Here is a 17,271-nt window from a genome sequence, read left to right as displayed (position 1 = left end):
GACCACCTGAGGGACTTGAGGGACCGGCCGGGCGCTCCGGACAAGAGCCGCGGTCGATACCCCGTCGACTCGAGTGGCGGGGGCGGGGCGCGGTGGGGCGGGGTCAGGCGGCGGCGAGACTGATCTGGTCGTTGAAGATCACCCAGCGCTGGCCGCGGTCGCCGGTGTCACAGGGCTTGGTCGAGAGGTTCGGGGTGCTCCAGGTGTTGGCGAAGCAGTACGCCGGAGCGTAGGTGAGGGCGATCTGCTGGCCCGAGACGGTCCAGTACTGGCCCTGGTCCTTGGGGTCGCACGGCTTCACCGAGACGTCCGGGGCGTTCCACGTGTTGGCGAGGCAGTAGGCAGGAGCGTTGCGGAGGGAGATCTGCTGGCCCGAGAGGGTCCAGTGCTGCCCGCGGTCAGCGGCGTCGCACGGCTTCGTGGAGACCTTCGGGGTGTCCCAGGTGTTGGCCAGGCAGTAGAGACCGGGAGCACGCAGGGCCGGGGCAGAGGCGCTGGTGGCTTCCGCCCCGGCCACCGGCAGGAGGGAAGCGGTCAGGGCCAGCATCGCGACGGCGAGCGTCTTGCGGACTGCGATTGCCATGGGGTGGAATCCGTTCTTGCAGTAGGCGTGGGATGCGCGAATGGACGCGAAATGCATCCCCGACTCGGTTCCGAGCGCTGGGTAATTGGTAACATCACCCATGGATTGGCCAACGGTTTCTGCGTAGTCCATTCATTCCAACGAGTCGCCACATGTGATGATCCGATACCGGCGGCAAGTCGATGTCCGAAGAGAATGAACCGCTCCTGACGTGCTCCCCGCCACCCCGGCTTCGTTCACGTCCGCCCGGTGGCCGGGGCTCCGTGGCGTGACCTGCCGGACCGGTACGGGCCGTGGCAGACCGTCTACGAGTGGTTCGCCCGCTGGGAGGCGGACGGCACGTGGGCGAGGCTGTCGGAGCATGTGCAGGTCCGCGACGACGCGGTGGGCCGGGTGGAGTGGACCGTCGCCGTCGACTCCACGGTCAACCGGGCCCACCAGCACGCCGCCGGCGCACGTAAAAAGGGGCCGCGGACGGGGCGCACTGCTCAGTTCATTCCTTGTCGCGGCCCTGGTCATGGCGCTTGAGGTTGCGGCCTGCTCCGCTCGGTGACTTCAGGTAGGTATTCTCCGCCTCTGCATCCTGCCACTTGGCGTACAGGTACGTGCACGCCAAGACGGAGGCTCCGAGGGCGGTAAGGGTCACGCCCTGAGCTACCAGCAGACGCTTGGTGAGCTTGGAGAGCTTGCCTCCAGCTGGCGGAGCCTCGGTCTTACCAATGCCGACGTGGCCCGTCTCCAGTGAGTGCCGCTGCAGATCTTCGAGACCGTCAGCCTGGAAGGGGCATGCGGTGCAGACGTATTCGATCATAAGTTGATCCCCCCAACGGAAAGTAGATTGCCACAGATTGAGTGCGCCGACGCACCACTTGGCCACCCTCCAGCCGGGGCCAACCGGCGGGCAAGCGGTTCCGGTGGACAGGGGCCCGGACGTGCTGTCCGAGGCGGCGGCCCGGCAGGGCGAGGGCGGGGTGCTGCTGCACCGCCAGGCGCTCTACCTCACCTCGTACGACCCGGGGCCGGACGCGGCCGCGTGGACCGCGCACACCCTCCACCAGCGCCGTGACGTGCTGGCCCGGCGGGGCTGGTCGCCGCACTGGGCGGAGGCCCCCCCCCACCGCCACGGCGCTGGCCCGCCTCGGGGATCCGCAGCCGCTGCTGGACTTCATCGACCGCGCCCTGGCCGACGACGACACCGCCGAGGCCGCGAACTGAACTACTGGGCCCTGTGGCTGGGGGCGTTGCCGCTGCCGCAACCGGACGACACGTTCATGCGAGACCGCGACCTGTCGGGCTGGGATCCGGTGACCTGTACGCACACTCGCTGTGGGCGCTGCTGACCGCGTTCCCGTGGCTTGCGCAGGCCGCCGGCCCTCTGGTCGGGCCGCTGCGCGAGCAGGCTGGCGAACTCCTGGACGGGGTGGCGCTGTCGGAAAGATCGCGGCGGGAGCTGGCCCACGTCCACTACGTTTTCGATCACAACCGCTGACACCGGAGGACCTCATGGCCGACGACACCACCAGGGGCACCGCGAGCTTCATCTCCGAGATGGGTGCGCTCAAGCGCGTCGCACGGACCGGCTGGTGGTTCACCGGCAACAAGCAGCCGGAGTCCGTGGCGGAGCACTCCTTCCGCGTCGGGGTAATCGGCTCGGTGCTCGCCATGATGGAGGGCGCCGACCCCGCGAAGGTTGCGCTGGTGTGACTGTTCCACGCCAGCCAGGAGACGCGGGTCGGGGACATCCCGCACATCGGCCGGAAGTACATCAAGGCCGCCCCGAACGGGGAGGTGACCGCCGACCAGGTCGCCAACGCCCACCCGGCCGTGCGCACCGGCGTGCAGAGCGCGGTCGACGAGTACGAGGCCGGCGAGACCCCGGAGGCGGTCGTCGCCCGCGACGCCGACAAGCTGGAGTGCCTGGTCCAGGAGGTCGAGTACAGGGAGCAGGGCTACAGCCTCACCCAGAACTGGATCGACACCAGCCTCGCCTCGCTCAGGACCCCGTCCGCGAAGGCCCTCGCGGACGCCGCGCTGAGCATGGCCTCGTTCCAGTGGCAGAAGAACCTCCTGCCCTGACCGGCACCGCCCCGGCGAGGCCCCCGGCGCTGCTGGGGGCCTCTTGCCGTTCGGCCCGGGGGTTGGCGTGAGGCGGTCTTGTGCCGCCGCTCACGCCTGGCTGAGGCTTGGCTGGTCACACACCAAGGGGGTGCCTCGATGGGACGGTTCAAGCCCAAGAAGCAGCGGAGCAACCAGCCGCCGCGTCAGCGATTCCACATCGACGACCGGGCCGTCAGCCAGGCGGAGATCCTGGCGGCCGGGGAACAGCTGAGCAACAACGTCGACGACCACGGCCAGCTGCTCTACATGGACTCCCCCGCCCTCGGTCTGGGGCAGGTCGCCACCGGCATCGACCCCGAGACGGGCACCGTGCAGACCACCGACGGCGAGGTCCCGATGCCGGTGGCCCTGTTCGAGCCCGAGCGCGCGATGATGACCCGGATCCCGGGCGGCCCGCCCACCGAGATCCAGGTGGAGGGCGCCCTCGCACTAGGGATGCGGCGCTTCCCCCGCGGCATCGCCGACCTGCGGACCATCCCCGGCTGGGCCCTGCACCGGCTGGTCGACGACCGGATCGAGCTGCGCTCCCCCGACGGCGGCGTCTACTCCCGCATCACCGTCCCGGCCTCACCCGACTGGTACTCCGCCGCCCTGCACCACGGATACGCGGTGTGCTTCTACGGCCCCCAGCTCGGAGTGCGCACCCCACCGGACAGCACACCGGAGCGGTACACCGACGCCAAACGGCTGGAGGAGTTCCGCACCGCCCGGGGCCGCGGCCTGGTCGCCGGCGGCATCATCGCCTACCGCAACAACCGCTGACCGCTCCGGACGGTCGAGGAGGAGAGCGCATGCCTGCAGGAGTGGCCGTCATCTGCGACACGGACGACTGCCTCGCCGTCTTTCTGGCGGTGGAGACCGGCAACAACGGTGACGAGCGTTCAGCGGACGATGTCTCCCAGCTGGCACGGAAGGCGGCTGAGGGCCCCAGGGCCGACGACGCCGGAGTCGGGCCGGCGTGGGGGGCTCCCACCTCCGACAGTGGTCCCGGTGCAACTGCCAGCCCACCTGTGCAGCACCCGCTGGGTGCAACCGTCCAGCCTTCGCCCGGTGCAACCCCCTCAGCCGGAGCGAAGGCCGACACCGGCTGCTCGCCGGGCAAGCCTGCGTTCTCCTGCGCAAGCCGGGGTGGGCAAGCCCCGTTAAGTCGCGCAGCCGTATGGCCCTTGACGGCGTGCGCTGAGTGCGATGGCAGACGATTGTGGCATGTATGGATGTTTCTGAGGATAAAGAAATTCGGTTGGCGCTCGTCATGAACGGGGGCGTGAGTCTCGCCGTCTGGATGGGTGGCGTGACGCACGAGATCGACCTACTGCGCCGCGCATCAGATCCCGACGTGCCCCCAAGTACGGTCCCCACGAACGATCAGCCCATGTTCGAGCGGTGGCGGGCTGCTTGCAGCGGTTCGTCGGGGCGCCCGCAGCGTCGTGTCATCGTCGACGTCGTCGCGGGAACGAGCGCCGGCGGCTTGAACGGCACGCTGCTGGCTACCGCGATCGCACGAGGCACCGCTCTGGACCCCGCCCCGGAGGCGGATGCCTCAGACACCTACTCCAAGCTGAGGAAGGTCTGGCGGGATGACGCATCCTTGCAGTTCGACAGGCTCCTCCCTCGGGATGGTAAGCGTCCACGCCCCTCCATTCTTGACGGCGCCTTTTTCGCTCGCGCCGTGGATAAAGCGCTCCGCGAAATCAAGAGCCCAGTAAATCCAGCCGGGGGAAAACCGGCACAGTCGCCACCCGTAACTTTGTTCGTCACGGCCACTTCGACAGGACCGGACGCGCGGGTTTACCGGGACGCATTCGGTAACCCGCTGACCTGCGCTGATCACCGCCGGGTCTTCCGATTTGAGAAGCCAGCCCGTCAGTACACCTACCAGGCCGGCTCCTGGGGAGAGCCGCCGACGGAGGCCTTCCCAGAAAGCGCTCCCCGTAACGACTTCGACGAAAGTACTGGGTTGCCCAACGTGCTCGCCTCAATCGCTCGAGCCTCCGCTTCCTATCCCTTGGCCTTCGCACCGGTCCCCGAACCAGAGGTGTCGGACCGTGTTCGGGTGCAAGGGGTTGGCGATGCATCGTGGCTCATGGACGGCGGCGTCTTGGACAATGCACCTTTCGGACCAGTGCTGGAAGCCATCGCCAGCCGGGAGCTTTCCGGACGTGTCGAGCGACTACTGGTCTACGTGGTGCCCTCAGGCGGCGCCCACGCGTCGGTGGAAGGGGCTGAACCTGAGCCACGATGGACTCGCGTCCTGAGCTCGGCGCTTCAACATCCGCGGGAAGCGGACCTGCGCGCTGACGTGCAAGACGTCCAAGCCCTCCTAGAGCAGGCAGACGGTCTCCACGCCGAAAGTAGAGACTTCTTCGCCACTCTGTTGACCATGCCGGATCAGCGCAAGCAGGCAGCCGCCGCCGCTCGCCTCATGCTGAACACCTATCGCCAGGGCCGGACCGTTGGCGGCATCTTCGAAGCTCGTCGGCTCGTCGCTACGACCTCGCTGGCCGCCACCCAAACTTCCGCAGACCTGGGAGGTACGGTTCCGCTTTGGGTGCCGAGCAGACCAGATCCCGACACTGCCGCTCTGACCGTTGCTCCTTGGCGGTGGGGCATCACCGCAGCCGAGCGGACGGTGCGCTTGTTCCTGCGTGACCTGCGGCGACGCCTGGACGAGGCTCCGGGGAACGCCAAAGTGTCAGAGGGCCTGACCGAGCTGAGTACCGAATCATTGCCACGCATTGACGCCGTGAAGCAGGCCTTTACCGATCGTTTGCGTCTCGGGCTCGAGGGGGCAGGTGATGCTCCGGCCCAGACCGTCGGGGGCATCATCAACCAGGCTGTTGAAGATCTACGGTTGACCGAGTCTTTGGCCTGGCTCGTCTCCGAGGCCACGGCATCCTACTGCCGCGCAGCAGGGCCTGGACTGAGCGCAGACGAGGTCTTGCAAACTGCACTTCATGTCGAGGTGATCTCTCGCGCCTTCCATGTCCGATCTCCATCGCGCTCCGCTGCACCGTTTAGGTTCTTGCGACTTGGCCCGGATGTCGCGATGCCGGTGCTTGGCGCGGACCTGAGCGACCAGGTCAAGGCCAACGCCGAGAGCAAGCTCTACGGCACTCAGCTCGCGCACTTCGGCGCCTTCGGCGATGCCGACTGGCGAGACTGGGATTGGCTGCTCGGCCGCCTGGACGCCGTTGCCCACCTTGGCCGTGCACTCGACCTGGACGACGACTGGGTACTGGAGTCTCAGCTGGCGGTTCTCAAGAGCGAAGGTGTCAAGCCCAACGAACTGTCCGCACGTATGGAGTCGATGCTGGGACTGACCTTGTCGGGGCTCCTCAAAGATCTCAAGGATCGACCGGGCCGCCGGGGGCGCGACCTCGTGCGCAACCTGGTCGACTCCGCCGCTGACGGACTAGCCCACCTTGAGCACCCCGCCGTCCTTCGGTGGCCAGCTCACATCATCGCCCGCGCGATCCGGCGCCCCCTGCGCCTGTGGTTGCGGACCACGGGCTTCTGACCTTGTTGTTCAACGTCCTGCGGGTCCTACGGGAGGTGGCATCCTTCGGCAGTGTGACTTACTGATCGAGCAGGCGGAGAATTTCCGGTGAGTACCAGGTTGTGAAGGCGGGCGATGCCGAGCGCGGCGGCCACCGCTTCGGCGGACATACCGCCGTCGCGCAGCGCGCCGGCGGTCTGCCTGCCCACCCGGGCGGCGATCCGCTCCAGCACTCCGGCGGCGCGCAGCGCGGCCAACGGCGCGTCCGCGGCCGTGGTGGTCAGCTGGTCCGTCATCTCGACCAGGAGCGCGGCCACCCGTTCGGGCAGCGGCACGGCCGCATCGCGGACAACGGACAGGTGCGCAGTCCAGTCCGCGAGCGGTCCCGCGAGGTCGACGTCCGCTTAGTACAGGGGTTGGCCGCCGATCGTGTCCCAGTCCAGGGGGTATTGAGCAGCGCTGCGCCATCCGCGCGCGCACACGGCCCGGAGGGTCTCGGCGCGCGGGCGGCGGGCCCGGCAGTCGTAGGCCGACCAGTGCGTGGTCGACGGCACGTCCGGACCGCTTCCGACATCGAAGTACACCGGACCCGGCTCACTGCCGCCCACGAGTACACCCGCCGCGCCCGCGTCCGCATCACCGAAATCCACCGTCCACCAGTCCCACTCCACCAGCACACCGTCCCTCTCCCACGCACCCGCCGACACCGCCGGCCGGATCCCGCCTGCGACCCTGCCCCAGCCGCACGCGCGCCCACACCCGGACGGCCCCAACAACCAGTGCAGTTGGGTACCGGACTCCGCGACACATCCCAAAAACAAGACACCCAGTAGGGTTAAATCCAAAATCTAGGTGGGGTTAATTTTGCTAGGGTTCGGGGTGGAGGTGGGCCATGCCGAGCCAGGAAGAACTGTTCGACGCGGTGGACGCACTGCTGGAGGGCGAGCCGCAGCTGCCCTCCCCCGCGGAGCGGGCGCGGCTGCGCGAGGCGGCCGGTGTCACCCAGGCCCGGCTCGCAGCCGCGTTGAAGTCGACGCCGCAGACGGTGAAGAACTGGGAGAACGGCCGCTCCGAGCCGCGGCCACCGCGCCTTCAGGCCTATCTGCGGCTACTGGACGGCTGGGCCGAGCGCTATCCGGCACCGGCCGCCGTCGCACCCACGTCTGCGGCGGTTCCGGAGGCGTTCACCGGGCCCGCGGAACAGCCCGCCGAGTCTGCCGAGCCCGCCGAGGCCTCCACCGCCGCGGCGGTGGATCCGGTCGTGAAGGCGCCGTCGGCGACGTCGCGCCACCCGGCAAGGAAAGCCACCCCGTCGGTGCCCATCGACCCCCGGTTCCCGCACGGCCCGCTTGTGGTCCTGGACGGTGACGGGAGCGCATACGGCATGGACGGTATCGTCCTCGACTGCCCGGCCACCACGATTCCGAAGTTGGTGGAGTGGACGCTGGAGGAGTCCGGGCTCGGCGCCGCGCGGTTGAACCGCAACGGCAAGGACTCCGATCCTCTGGTCGTACTGACCGCGGCAGCCGCCGTGAAGCTGGGGCTGCCCGAGCGGCTGGAGGGCCACGAGCAGCGCCGCTCACTGCGCCTGGAGGACGACCACCCCGTCGTCAAGCAGGTCGCCCGGGCGAAGTGGAAGCTGACGCAGCGCGGCTTCGGCCCCTGGGCGCGCATCTACCGGCCCGCTCAGGCCGGGCAGCGGCAGTGCGTGCAGTTCGCGGTCCTGTCGTGGGACGCGCTCGATGCACGGTCGTGGCCGGGGGTGGCGGAGATGGAGTCGGCCGATGTTGCCCGCGTGCTGGGTACGTACGCGGCGCGGGTGATCACCCCGCGCGGCTCCACCGCCACGTCGGGGCTGGAGCTGATGACCGCGCTACGGCCGCCGACCCGCGCCGTGAAGAACGACACCACCGGGGAGTGGGCGTCCGCGTACAACCCGGGCTCGCTCGGCAGCGAGCCGATGGACCCCGCCCCGCCGGAGGCACCGACCGAGCATCCCGTCGCGCAGGGGTGGACGGGCGGCTTCCTGGACGAGGAGGCGTTCCAGTGGGTGCGGGACGTGGAGCTGCTGTCGGATGAGGAGTGCCTGCTGCCGTACGCGGTCGGCCTGGACCTGAACACCGCGTTCCTCGCCGCCTCCGCCCGCCTGGTCGTCGGGCTGTCTGCACCCGACCACTTCCACCGCCCGGCCTTCAACAAGAAGATCCCCGGTTCCTGGCTAGTGGACCTGTCGGGGATCGAGCTGGATCCGCGTCTGCCGTCGCCGTTCACGCCGTCCGGGCAGCGGCCGACGGGGCCGGCCTGGTACCAGACCCACACGCTGGCCTACGCCCAGGAACTCGGCATCGAGGTCCGGCCGATCGAGGCGTTCCTGCGGCGGGAGACCGGCGCCTATCTGGATCCGTGGCACGACCGCCTCAAGACCGCCTACGCCGACACGCTCGCCGACCTCGGCGTCACCCCGGACTTGGACGACCGGCAGTTCCTCACCGCGATGGAGCACCACAAGCAGGTCGACCCCGCCATGGCGGCCGTGCTGGCCGCGATCAAGGCCACCGTCAAGGGCGGCATCGGCAAGCTCCGCGCACGCCCCCAAGGACGTCACTACCGCGACGGGGAGCGGTGGCTGGCGCTGGAGCGGCCGACCTGGCGGCCCGACATCAGGGCAGCCGTCATCTCCAAGGCCCGCGTCAACATGCACCGCAAGATGGCCAACACCGCCAAGGCCACCGGCCAGTACCCGCTCGGCGTGCTGTCGGACTGCGTCGTCTACGCCAGCCCCGGACCCTCCCCGCTCGACTTCCTCCCCTACACCACCTCCGGCAAGCCCCTCCCCGGCGCCTTCCGCCTCGGAGCGACACCAGGGTTGGCGAAGGTCGAAGGGGTGCAGGAGATGGCGTGGGCCGTCGACGTCATGGAGAAAGGCCTCAACCCTGCCCGCCACATCAAGGGCGGCGATGCCGTCACCGACGAAGGAGAATAGAAGCCGTGGGGGACATCGACGACGCCCTGGAGCGGGCCGACCGGGAGGTCTTCACGCGGGAGCCGCCCAAAACGCTGAAGGGCCGCATCAACTTCCTGATGAGCCAGCTGAAGACCACGAAGGCCGTTGCCGCCGCGCTCGGGGTCAGCCAGCGGTCCGTGGAGCGCTACCGAACCGGGGAACGCAAGACGCCGCCCAAGGCGATCACCGACCGGATCGACGCCGCCGTACGGGCCCGCTGGCAGCCCAAGGTCCGCAACCGTCGACGTAAGGAAGCCGCCACCCGCACTGGCATCACCGTCGAGACCCGCGCCCGGTTCGGCTACACCGCACCCATCGGCACCACCGACGACGGCCGCATGCGACGCCTCACCGTCCACCTCCCGCCCGCCTACGCGCAGCGCCTCTTCAACGCCCAGCAGCAAGGCGCCGGCGATCCGGAACTCCGGGCGATCGTCGCCGAAGGCCTGCAGGACATCTACTTCAAGGACGGCGGAACCCGCGCCGACCACCTCGAAGTCGAATTCACCGACATCGACTACATCGACGTCTCATTCTGAAGAGACCACGACAGCCCATCCCGGCGAACCAGGTGGGGCGGCCCCGTGGGGCCGCCCCACAGCCGTCCCGTAGTTTCGGGCGTTGTACTGCGCGACTCGGTCGGCGACGTCGGAACAGTCCGCCGGCGGGAAGGCGCAGGCACGAGACGGAGCGCCTCCCCCAGTCCCGGAAGTCCAGCCCCAAGCTGAGGAATCGCGCACAGTCGAAAAACCGCCTCTCCACCAGTAGGACGGCGGCGTGGACGCCACGGAGTACCGGGTGTGGGTCCGGGCGCCTGAGCACGTATGGCCGGTCGACGGCGTCGACTACGACCAGGTCCCCACCGAGCCTCTTCCGCCGGCACCGCCGAAGTCGGTGGTCCGCGAGGTCCTCGGGGAGCGCCGGCCTTCAGGCTGGGTCCTGGCGAATGTGCGCGAGGTGAATGTGCGCGAGGGTCGGGGCCCAGCCCGCGGTGTGCTGCACACGCCGGACTGTGAAGAGGCGCCCGAGGGGGCGCCGCTGCTCGATGTGCAGCGCGCCCTGGACGTCGCGGAGAACCCGGGGACGCGGCTGTGCACGCTGTGCGGGTGCGCTCAGGAGCTGACGCCGATGCTGCGCAGCTTCGACCACATCGGCGACTCCTGACGCGCGTCGGTCAGGGTGTGTCGCCGGAGTAGTGGAAGCGGCACACGACGCCCGGGCCGCCGGGCGGGCGCGGTGCGCCGGGGAGCGGGTCGTACAGCGCCCGGCCGCCAGGCCACCGCCTCAGCTCCGTCATCAGGGCGACACCGTCGTCTATCTCTTCCGGCCGCCAGCCGGTGATGTCGAGCAGCAGTCCGTCCAGCGGCCCGCCGACCAGGACGGCGTACGTCTGGTGCGGCAGCGGGCCCGTGTGGGGTTCGTCGTGGTCGTGGCCGTACACCCGGCCTCTCAGCAGCTGTTCGCCATCGGCGTTCATCCGGCCAGCCTTCCAGTCGCCACCGACAGTGTGAGGCCGGCGGCGCCCGATAGTCCGGCCCCTCCCGCGAGGCGGGCGTCAGGCACAGGGCAGACGGTCGGTGACGGGCCAGTCGATGCGCACCCCGCGGCGGATCAGCGCGGTGATGCTGTCGACCTTGCACGTGGGCGGCTGCTCCTGGGTGAAGCGGCGCAGCGCCCGGTGCACGCCGTCGTGCAGTTGGCCGTCGGTCATCGTGGGCGCCTGCTCCTGCAGTTCGTCGAGAAGCTGCCCGGCGCGGGCCGCACGGGACAGTGCGGCGTCGGCGAGCGGTCCTTCGGCGAAGCCGTTGCTTACGTACAGGCCGGGCTCGATGAAGGTCATGGTGACGGTCCTCTCCGACCGGCCGCGCGTGGTCTCCCGGGTGGAGACGCGGTCGCGGGATCGAGCGAGCGGGAACGTAGAGCACGGAGTTCGCTAGCGTCGCGTCGTGGCCGCCGGCCCCGGGCAGTGAAGAGGACCTCTGCCCCACGGCTATCGCGTGGGTAAGACACCTCATGCGGCTAACGGGACAAGTTGACCTTGGTCAGCCAGCCGCAAAGGCGGCCAGCAGGGTGTCTGCTCGGACTTCCAGTTCAGGCGTCAGAGCTCCCTTCACGGCCAGCCTGACCTCATCGCCGCCAACCGCGCGGGCAAGCCGAATCTCGACCTGTCGATGCTCGCCGACCAAGGGATACGAGTACCAGCCGTCGGTCCGCTCGTCGTCGGTCGCCTCGAGCGCCAGTGCCACCGTCTCCCAGTCGGTGGCATCGAAGCCGTAGCCCACGTAGTGCGACAGCAACTCCAGGAACGACCGCAGGTTGCGACCCCAGATCCATCCGCCGACTTCTGCCATGGCTCCCCCTCCGTGCTCAGGGGGACAGCCTGTCATGAGCCCGATCCTCAGTGATCATCCAGCTGCGGCTGGAGGAGGAAATGCGACGGATGCGTCGAAGTGCACCCGGTTCTGAAGGCAGTGGTGGAGTTGGCCGAGCATGCGGTTGAACAGGTGCCGCAGGGCTTGGGCATGCCAGTCTCCGGCCTCGCGCCGCCGCCGGTAGTGGGCATTAGCTCCGGGTGAGTGGCTGAGGGTGGCGAAGGCCCATAGGTAGCCGGCGTGGTTGAGCCGGTTGTTCTTCACGAACCGGCGGCCGACGTACTTGCGTTTGCCGGAGGCCCGGGTGATGGGGGCCGAGCCCGCGTATGCCTTCAGGCCACCGGCGGTGGCGAAGCGGGTGCGGTCGTCACCGATCTCGGCCAGGAGACGAGCGCCGACTCCGGGCCCGACGCCGGGAAAGCTGAGCATGATCGGTGCGTCGGGGTGGGTTCGGAAGGTCCGCTCGACGGCCTTCGCGAGCTCGTCGACGCCTTGCAGACGGCATTGAGCTGCGTGAGCAGGGCCTTGGCCTGGATGCCCATGGCCTATTCGACTGCCGGCGCCAGGCGGGCAGCTGGCTGTCGGAACAACGTGTGAAGACGTTCTGCGTCTTCTGTGATGCCGCGCTTGCGGCCCGCGTTGGTCAGCATCAGCCGGAGCTTCCAGGTGGGCAGCTGGGCAGCGAGTGTTGGGGTGGGAGCCGCCCCGAGGACCTTCCTGGCATCCGGCCGGGTCAGTGCGCCAGCCTTGTCCCGCCATGCTTCGATCGCCGCGGGGTAGTACTCGCGCAGCAGCGAGCGGAGCTGGTTGGCGAGCTGCTGCCGGTTCCAGATCGCGTCCTGGTGGGCGCGGGCGAGGACGCCGATGGCCTGGGCCAGGTCGCTGTCCGCGGGCAGCGGCCGGTGCATGTGCATGTCGGTGCGGATGATGTTCGCCAGGACCAGGGCGTCGCCGGGGTCAGACTTCTTGCGGCTCACGCCGTGCCGGTCGCGGTAGCGGGAGGCAGCCATCGGGTTGACCGCGAACACCTGCCGACTGCCGGTCCGCAGGGTGGCGACGAGCAGGCCCCGGCTCGTCTCGATCGCAATCGGGATCGGCGTCTCGGCGCTGTCACCGTGCTCGGCCAGGAGGTCGAGCAGGAGCTGGTAGCCGTCCAGGTCGTCGTCGATGCGGCACTTGGCCAGCTGCTTGCCGGTGTTGTCGATGATCGCGACGTCGTGGTGTCCCTCCGCCCAGTCGATCCCGCAGAACATGTCCATTCCCCGCCCCTTCGCCGGTGCTGTTCTTGAAGGCGAGCACACGGGCCGCACGGCGCACGAATTCCAGGACTCCAAGGTCCGCCACCTCATCAGCCGTGCGCGGCACCGCCGAACCGCACGGGCGCACGCCGTGTCCAGAGCTCAAGGCTCGTGAGGAGTAACGCGTCACCGTACGGCAGCTCATCCATCAAGGTTCCCGAACCTGACGGGCCTTCGGAGGCAGAACGTGCGAGGACCGGCCGGCACCCAGCGCCACCGGTCTTTCCACAGACCTGATCGGTCGGAGGTGTCGTAGGGGTCACCACGGCACCGACCGGACCACGCACGTCCTGCCCTGGGCTGGCCAACGCCGCCCCGGGCCCCATCAGAGATCCAGAACCTCTAATTACTAACGAATTAGAGGTGTCGTCGGCGCGGACAGGCTTGCCCAGTGGGGCTGACCGGGGACAACGGATGGTGTCTGATTTGTCGGGCTCCCGCTCCCGGTCACACCTGCGGTCCCCCGCTGAAAGCAACCGTGCAGGCAACCGTTCAGCCCCCTTCCGGTGCAACCCTCTCCGCGGCTGCCGGGGGCCAGGGAAGGCACGGGGTTGGCCAGGCCGGCTCCCACCTCCAGGCCGCCCACCGCTCGGCCTGCGCGAAGATCCCGGAGCGTTCGGCGAGCATCGCCAGGACCTCACCGCGGGCGGCGTCGACGGCCTGGTGCTCGGTGTCGGAGACGATTCCGAGCCGCCGCACGTGGGCGTACTCGTCTTCGTCCTTCCACTCCCAGCGGGTGAGGTCGGGCGTGACCACCAGGTCCATGGTGAGGTCGAGGGTGTCGAACCCGGCCTCGGCGCGGCGGGTGGGGTGCTCGAAGTTGACGTACCAGTTCCGCAGCCGCCCGTACCCGTCGGGGACGTAGAAGGCGTTGATGCTGAACCAGGCCGTGGGCGGCTTCCACAGCAGCAGCTCGGTCTCCTGCCACACGGCGTCCTCGAGTTCCCACCGGCCGGCCGCCATCGCGTCGAACGCCTCCGTGCGCACCGACCGGTCCCCCTCCGCGCGGGCCTGCGCGTACAGGGCGGGCCACCGGGCCTGCGCTCCAGGCGCGCAGGCCGTCACCAGCGCCTCGCCGGTGTCGGCGACGACCCGCAGCGCCTGCTCGCTCCACACCCGGCCCGACCGGTGCACGTCACGCCGCACGACCGTCTGACCCGTCTCGAAACCGCGCACCGCTTCCTCCTCCGGTCCGGGACCGTGCTGTCGACCCGGCCTGCCCACCTCAGCCCACCCCGGCCGGGGTGGGCAAGCCGCCGTCCGGGGGCGGCTTGCCCAGCCAAGCCTTCGGCTTGCCCGCCGACAGATCGGTCACTGGGTCAGGCGTGACCGATTTCCTCGGTCCATCGGTCAAACCGCACGTCAGCGCCGTGACCGATCCATGCAACTCCCCCGCCGACCGGTCACCGGCCATCGGTCAGCTGACCTGTGACAGCGAAGCTGGACCGCTCGTCATCGAAGTTGGACGGACGGCTGTTTACGCCGGCGAAGATGGATCACTGCATGGTTGGTGACAGCGAAGCTGGACCGGCAGGGGCTTGAGCTGCGCGATCCCGGAGTCCGGCTCGCCGGAGGACCGCTCTTTGCCGGCAGGTGCCCGAGCACCACTGGCGGGCGCGGGACGGCTCGAGGTGGGCCGCGGAGGTTCCGCATGCCGCACATTCCCGCTGGTCACAGCCTCTGGTGAACTCGTGCTCGAAGGAGTGGTCCGAGCACCAGGGATTCGGCCTGAGGGGCTGGAAGGGGCAACGGCAGGTCAGCCAGGACGAACAGGCACACCCAGAAGATCTGCACCCGACTAGGTTCCCGTCGAGAGCGTCAGCACTTCTCCTTCCGGGCCTGCTGGATCAGCGGCTCGGCCTCGTCCAGCGTGAAGGTGACCTGCCAGGTCTCGGCCGCCCGGTGCAGGGTGTCGGCGAACTCCTGGTAGCCGTGGTCCTGTTGAGCCGCGTCGGCGGCGCGGTTGGTCGCCGTGTTCAGGTACTGCTCGGCGGTCTGGTAGTAGGGGTCGGTCAGATTTGACGGCCTAGGGCGGGCGAGTTGGTCGGTCAGCTGCTGCAGGGAGGCGCAGGCGGACTTGGCAAACTCGCGCGCCGCCACCGTGGCCTTGGAGGGCGTCGAGCTGCAGGCCGCCAGTGACAGCGTGGACGCCAACAGCAGGGGCAGGGGCAGTGACAGGCGAAGTATCAGCTGACGTCGACTAGTCATGGGCCAATCCTAGTTAGCTGACGGCCCGACCGCCCGGAAATCCGGTGGGCCCGCCGCCACCGTCCCGCCCGGCCCACATCTGGACCTTGTCCGCTCTGGCCTGCAACGCGGCCATCAACGACGGCACCACTTCCGCCCACTCTCGCCTCAACGCCCGCGCACCTCGGCGGGCTCGTCACCCGCGACGGTAGAAACCAACCACACGATCACATACCAAAAAACCGCGAAGCACCCCAGCGAGGCACCCCAGCGAGGCACCCGCACCGAGCATGCTCCCACCCCAATCGGTCCAACTTTCTCGTCCCTGAACAGTGTTGGTCCAACTTCGGTGGCAATCCGTCCAACTTCGCTGTCACAGATCATCAGCCGCAGCCTCGCCGGGAATCTCCGCAGCAGGGCCGTGGCCGACGCCGCCCCGCCCGGCGCGCTCCGGCCAGGGTGGGCAAGCCACCCACCGAGGCGGCTTGCCCAGGGTCCCCTTGGGCTTGCCCACTCCCCCGGAATACCCCGTTGCGGCAGTGCGCGCCGGGTAGCCTCCGGGCACAGTGCGCCGAACGGGCGTCGTCAGTCGGCGGATGAACACGGCCGCCCGCGAGCTGTGGGCCCGGGGAACGCCCTTCGTGATCGACGAGGTCAAGCGCACCCGAACCGTCGACCGGTCGGTGGCCGCGATCCTGCTTGACGCCCTCGCCGAGCACCCCTTGTGGCCCCGGCTGTGCCACCACAGCAACCCACCAGCACTCGGCTCCTGAGCCCACCCGTCTCCTGCTGGGCAAGCCGTCCTCGAAAAGGGCGGCTTGCCCAGACTCCCCGAGGTCGTGCAGCAACCCGCGACGCCTGAACAGACCCCGGGTCTTCGATGTCTGCGCTACGGCCGCCGTGCCCGCCGCGACGTCCTCGTCCGGGCGCTGCGCCGCCCGCTCGGCCTCCGCGCGGGCGACGGACTCCTTCGCGTACTCCCCGCACAGGTCGTCCCATTTCCCGGGCCACGAGGACTGCCGCACCTGCTGCCAGCGTTCGTCGGAGAACTTCGCCCCGCACCGCGCGCAGACCGGTCGCTTCGCCTCCCGCTCTGCGGCCTCCCGCTCCGCCCGCTGGTCGCGGGCTTCCTTCCACTGCGCGGCGTATAGCCGGTCGCCGTTGGGGTTGTTCAGGGCTTCGGGCAGGGTCTGCCACTCCTCGCGGCCGAGCCCGCGCCACACCGCGCCTGCGGCCCCGGCCGGGTCGGCGGTGATCCGCTCCAGTTCGGTGACGACGACGGGCACCGCCTGGTGGTAGTCGACGGCCGTGATGCCCGCGCCGCGGCCCGGGTACGAAGCGCCGGCGAAGTACGTGCGGGCGGCGTGCTCCAGGCGCTGCATCCGGCTCTCACGCTGCGCCGCCGTCTTCCCGGTGAACACGAACGCCACCGGCACGTAGCCCTCGCGGCCGGTCGGCGGGTAGATCCGCGACCACAGCCGGAAGTCGTGCACCGTCGCGCCCCGTGCCGCCCGCTCTTTGTCCGCATCGGCCTTCGGTGCCAGGAGCTCGAACCAGTCGCTGTAGCGACGCAGCTTGGCTACCAGGTCGTCGAGGGGCTCGGTGACGCGGTCGACCTCCAGGAGCATCGCGGGCACTCCGGCGGCCGGGGCGCGCATCGTCAGGTCGGCGTACTGGGTGTAGCCGTACGGGAGGCGGTGGGCTATCTCCGTCTGCCAGGACAGTGGGGTGCCGTACCCGGCTCCGGTGAGCACGGCGGCGGTCGAGGTGACGGCGGCGGCGTGTTCGTCGTAGCCGTCGGCTTCCACCGGCCGGCCTCCGTCGTCGTACTCCAGCTTGCGCAGCGCGGAGATCCGTACGTTCTTCGGCAGCAGCAGCTTGGCTTCCTTGTGGCTCTTCTCGGTGAGCACCCACAGCTGGTGTCCCGACTCCAGTCGCGTCTCCACCCGGGTCAGGCCCGAGTCCTTCAACGCGTTCAGGGTGTCCCTGGTAATCCGGTCATGCCGGTCGGTGGGGCGCAGCATCCGCCACAGCTGGTCAGCGGTAGCTCGCTGGAAGATCCCCAGAGCCTTCAGCACTTCCTTCCTTCGCACTCCGGTCGGCTTCCAGACCTGTGTCGACCTAAGGGCTGTCCCGTAAATGATCTTTGAGTCGCCCTGGGCAGGGTCAGTCGCGGTGCGGGCCGCTTGCCTATCCGGCGAGGGCGAGGTTGT

At 69.3% G+C, this 17,271-nt stretch carries 16 protein-coding genes and 3 pseudogenes; 8 read left to right on the top strand and 11 right to left on the bottom strand.

Annotated features, from left to right (window positions below; translation table 11 throughout):
* Window positions 1–103: 103 nt before the first annotated feature.
* Entirely contained in the window at window positions 104–583 is a 480-nt protein-coding gene (locus tag ACZ573_RS37190; protein WP_471313123.1) for a ricin-type beta-trefoil lectin domain protein, read from the bottom strand.
* A 255-nt stretch (window positions 584–838) separates the two neighbouring features.
* On the opposite strand from ACZ573_RS37190, the pseudogene ACZ573_RS37185 reads away from it, so the two are divergent.
* Window positions 839–1,063, top strand: a pseudogene (locus ACZ573_RS37185) (transposase); the annotation flags it as partial.
* 13 nt (window positions 1,064–1,076) lie between these two features.
* On the opposite strand, the gene ACZ573_RS37180 reads toward ACZ573_RS37185, so the two are convergent.
* Window positions 1,077–1,394 (bottom strand): hypothetical protein, encoded by a 318-nt coding sequence (locus tag ACZ573_RS37180; RefSeq protein ID WP_471313121.1) that lies wholly within the window; start codon window positions 1,392–1,394, stop codon window positions 1,077–1,079.
* Between the two features lie 251 nt (window positions 1,395–1,645).
* Between ACZ573_RS37180 and ACZ573_RS37175 the strand changes: the two genes are divergently transcribed.
* From ACZ573_RS37175 to ACZ573_RS37160, 4 genes and pseudogenes are all read left to right on the top strand, one after another.
* Window positions 1,646–1,798, top strand: a complete 153-nt coding sequence (locus ACZ573_RS37175; protein WP_471313119.1) for a hypothetical protein — start codon at window positions 1,646–1,648, stop codon at window positions 1,796–1,798.
* A gap of 288 nt (window positions 1,799–2,086) precedes the next feature.
* Window positions 2,087–2,659, top strand: a pseudogene (locus tag ACZ573_RS37170) (HD domain-containing protein).
* A gap of 138 nt (window positions 2,660–2,797) precedes the next feature.
* Window positions 2,798–3,463: a hypothetical protein gene (locus tag ACZ573_RS37165; RefSeq protein ID WP_471313117.1), complete on the top strand. Its 666-nt coding sequence runs from the start codon at window positions 2,798–2,800 to the stop codon at window positions 3,461–3,463.
* A gap of 448 nt (window positions 3,464–3,911) precedes the next feature.
* On the top strand, window positions 3,912–6,218 hold the full coding sequence (locus ACZ573_RS37160; RefSeq protein ID WP_471313115.1) for a DUF3376 domain-containing protein: 2,307 nt from the start codon (window positions 3,912–3,914) through the stop codon (window positions 6,216–6,218).
* 26 nt (window positions 6,219–6,244) lie between these two features.
* Here the strand turns inward: ACZ573_RS37160 and ACZ573_RS37155 are convergent, their stop codons facing one another.
* Both ACZ573_RS37155 and ACZ573_RS37150 read right to left on the bottom strand, forming a co-directional pair.
* Window positions 6,245–6,532 (bottom strand): hypothetical protein, encoded by a 288-nt coding sequence (locus ACZ573_RS37155; RefSeq protein WP_471313113.1) that lies wholly within the window; start codon window positions 6,530–6,532, stop codon window positions 6,245–6,247.
* 69 nt (window positions 6,533–6,601) lie between these two features.
* Window positions 6,602–6,904 (bottom strand): hypothetical protein, encoded by a 303-nt coding sequence (locus ACZ573_RS37150; protein WP_471313111.1) that lies wholly within the window; start codon window positions 6,902–6,904, stop codon window positions 6,602–6,604.
* A 185-nt stretch (window positions 6,905–7,089) separates the two neighbouring features.
* On the opposite strand from ACZ573_RS37150, the gene tap reads away from it, so the two are divergent.
* The 3 genes from tap (at window position 7,090) to ACZ573_RS37135 (ending at window position 10,365) form a co-directional block, all read left to right on the top strand.
* Complete coding sequence (tap, locus tag ACZ573_RS37145) at window positions 7,090–9,180, top strand: telomere-associated protein Tap (RefSeq protein ID WP_471313109.1); 2,091 nt, start codon at window positions 7,090–7,092, stop codon at window positions 9,178–9,180.
* A 5-nt stretch (window positions 9,181–9,185) separates the two neighbouring features.
* On the top strand, window positions 9,186–9,740 hold the full coding sequence (gene tpg / locus ACZ573_RS37140) for a telomere-protecting terminal protein Tpg (RefSeq protein WP_471313107.1): 555 nt from the start codon (window positions 9,186–9,188) through the stop codon (window positions 9,738–9,740).
* Window positions 9,741–9,978: 238 nt separating this feature from the next.
* Window positions 9,979–10,365, top strand: a complete 387-nt coding sequence (locus ACZ573_RS37135) for a DUF6233 domain-containing protein (protein WP_471313105.1) — start codon at window positions 9,979–9,981, stop codon at window positions 10,363–10,365.
* Between the two features lie 10 nt (window positions 10,366–10,375).
* On the opposite strand, the gene ACZ573_RS37130 is transcribed toward ACZ573_RS37135, so the two are convergent.
* The 7 genes and pseudogenes from ACZ573_RS37130 to ACZ573_RS37100 form a co-directional block, all read right to left on the bottom strand.
* Window positions 10,376–10,678: a hypothetical protein gene (locus ACZ573_RS37130; protein ID WP_471313103.1), complete on the bottom strand. Its 303-nt coding sequence runs from the start codon at window positions 10,676–10,678 to the stop codon at window positions 10,376–10,378.
* Window positions 10,679–10,756: 78 nt separating this feature from the next.
* Entirely contained in the window at window positions 10,757–11,041 is a 285-nt protein-coding gene (locus ACZ573_RS37125; protein WP_471313101.1) for a hypothetical protein, read from the bottom strand.
* Between the two features lie 202 nt (window positions 11,042–11,243).
* Complete coding sequence (locus ACZ573_RS37120; RefSeq protein ID WP_471313099.1) at window positions 11,244–11,552, bottom strand: hypothetical protein; 309 nt, start codon at window positions 11,550–11,552, stop codon at window positions 11,244–11,246.
* Window positions 11,553–11,606: 54 nt separating this feature from the next.
* Window positions 11,607–12,832 (bottom strand): annotated as a pseudogene (locus ACZ573_RS37115) (IS110 family RNA-guided transposase).
* A 531-nt stretch (window positions 12,833–13,363) separates the two neighbouring features.
* On the bottom strand, window positions 13,364–14,047 hold the full coding sequence (locus ACZ573_RS37110) for a ribonuclease FAU-1 family protein (RefSeq protein WP_471313097.1): 684 nt from the start codon (window positions 14,045–14,047) through the stop codon (window positions 13,364–13,366).
* A 642-nt stretch (window positions 14,048–14,689) separates the two neighbouring features.
* A complete protein-coding gene (locus ACZ573_RS37105) occupies window positions 14,690–15,079 on the bottom strand; it encodes a hypothetical protein (protein WP_385262724.1) in 390 nt (129 codons plus the stop codon).
* A gap of 362 nt (window positions 15,080–15,441) precedes the next feature.
* A complete protein-coding gene (locus ACZ573_RS37100; protein ID WP_471313094.1) occupies window positions 15,442–17,136 on the bottom strand; it encodes a replication-relaxation family protein in 1,695 nt (564 codons plus the stop codon).
* Window positions 17,137–17,271: the final 135 nt, after the last annotated feature.

Source organism: Streptomyces sp. NPDC040545, from assembly GCF_055595065.1.
This window is presented reverse-complemented; position numbering and strand designations above follow the sequence as displayed.

Coding starts and splice junctions, on each gene's coding strand:
- ACZ573_RS37190 (WP_471313123.1), bottom strand. CDS start 583: ATGGCAATCGCAGTCCGCAAGACGCTCGCCGTCGCGATGCTGGCCCTG.
- ACZ573_RS37180 (WP_471313121.1), bottom strand. CDS start 1,394: ATGATCGAATACGTCTGCACCGCATGCCCCTTCCAGGCTGACGGTCTC.
- ACZ573_RS37165 (WP_471313117.1), top strand. CDS start 2,798: ATGGGACGGTTCAAGCCCAAGAAGCAGCGGAGCAACCAGCCGCCGCGT.
- ACZ573_RS37160 (WP_471313115.1), top strand. CDS start 3,912: ATGGATGTTTCTGAGGATAAAGAAATTCGGTTGGCGCTCGTCATGAAC.
- tap (WP_471313109.1), top strand. CDS start 7,090: ATGCCGAGCCAGGAAGAACTGTTCGACGCGGTGGACGCACTGCTGGAG.
- ACZ573_RS37130 (WP_471313103.1), bottom strand. CDS start 10,678: ATGAACGCCGATGGCGAACAGCTGCTGAGAGGCCGGGTGTACGGCCAC.
- ACZ573_RS37125 (WP_471313101.1), bottom strand. CDS start 11,041: ATGACCTTCATCGAGCCCGGCCTGTACGTAAGCAACGGCTTCGCCGAA.
- ACZ573_RS37120 (WP_471313099.1), bottom strand. CDS start 11,552: ATGGCAGAAGTCGGCGGATGGATCTGGGGTCGCAACCTGCGGTCGTTC.
- ACZ573_RS37105 (WP_385262724.1), bottom strand. CDS start 15,079: ATGACTAGTCGACGTCAGCTGATACTTCGCCTGTCACTGCCCCTGCCC.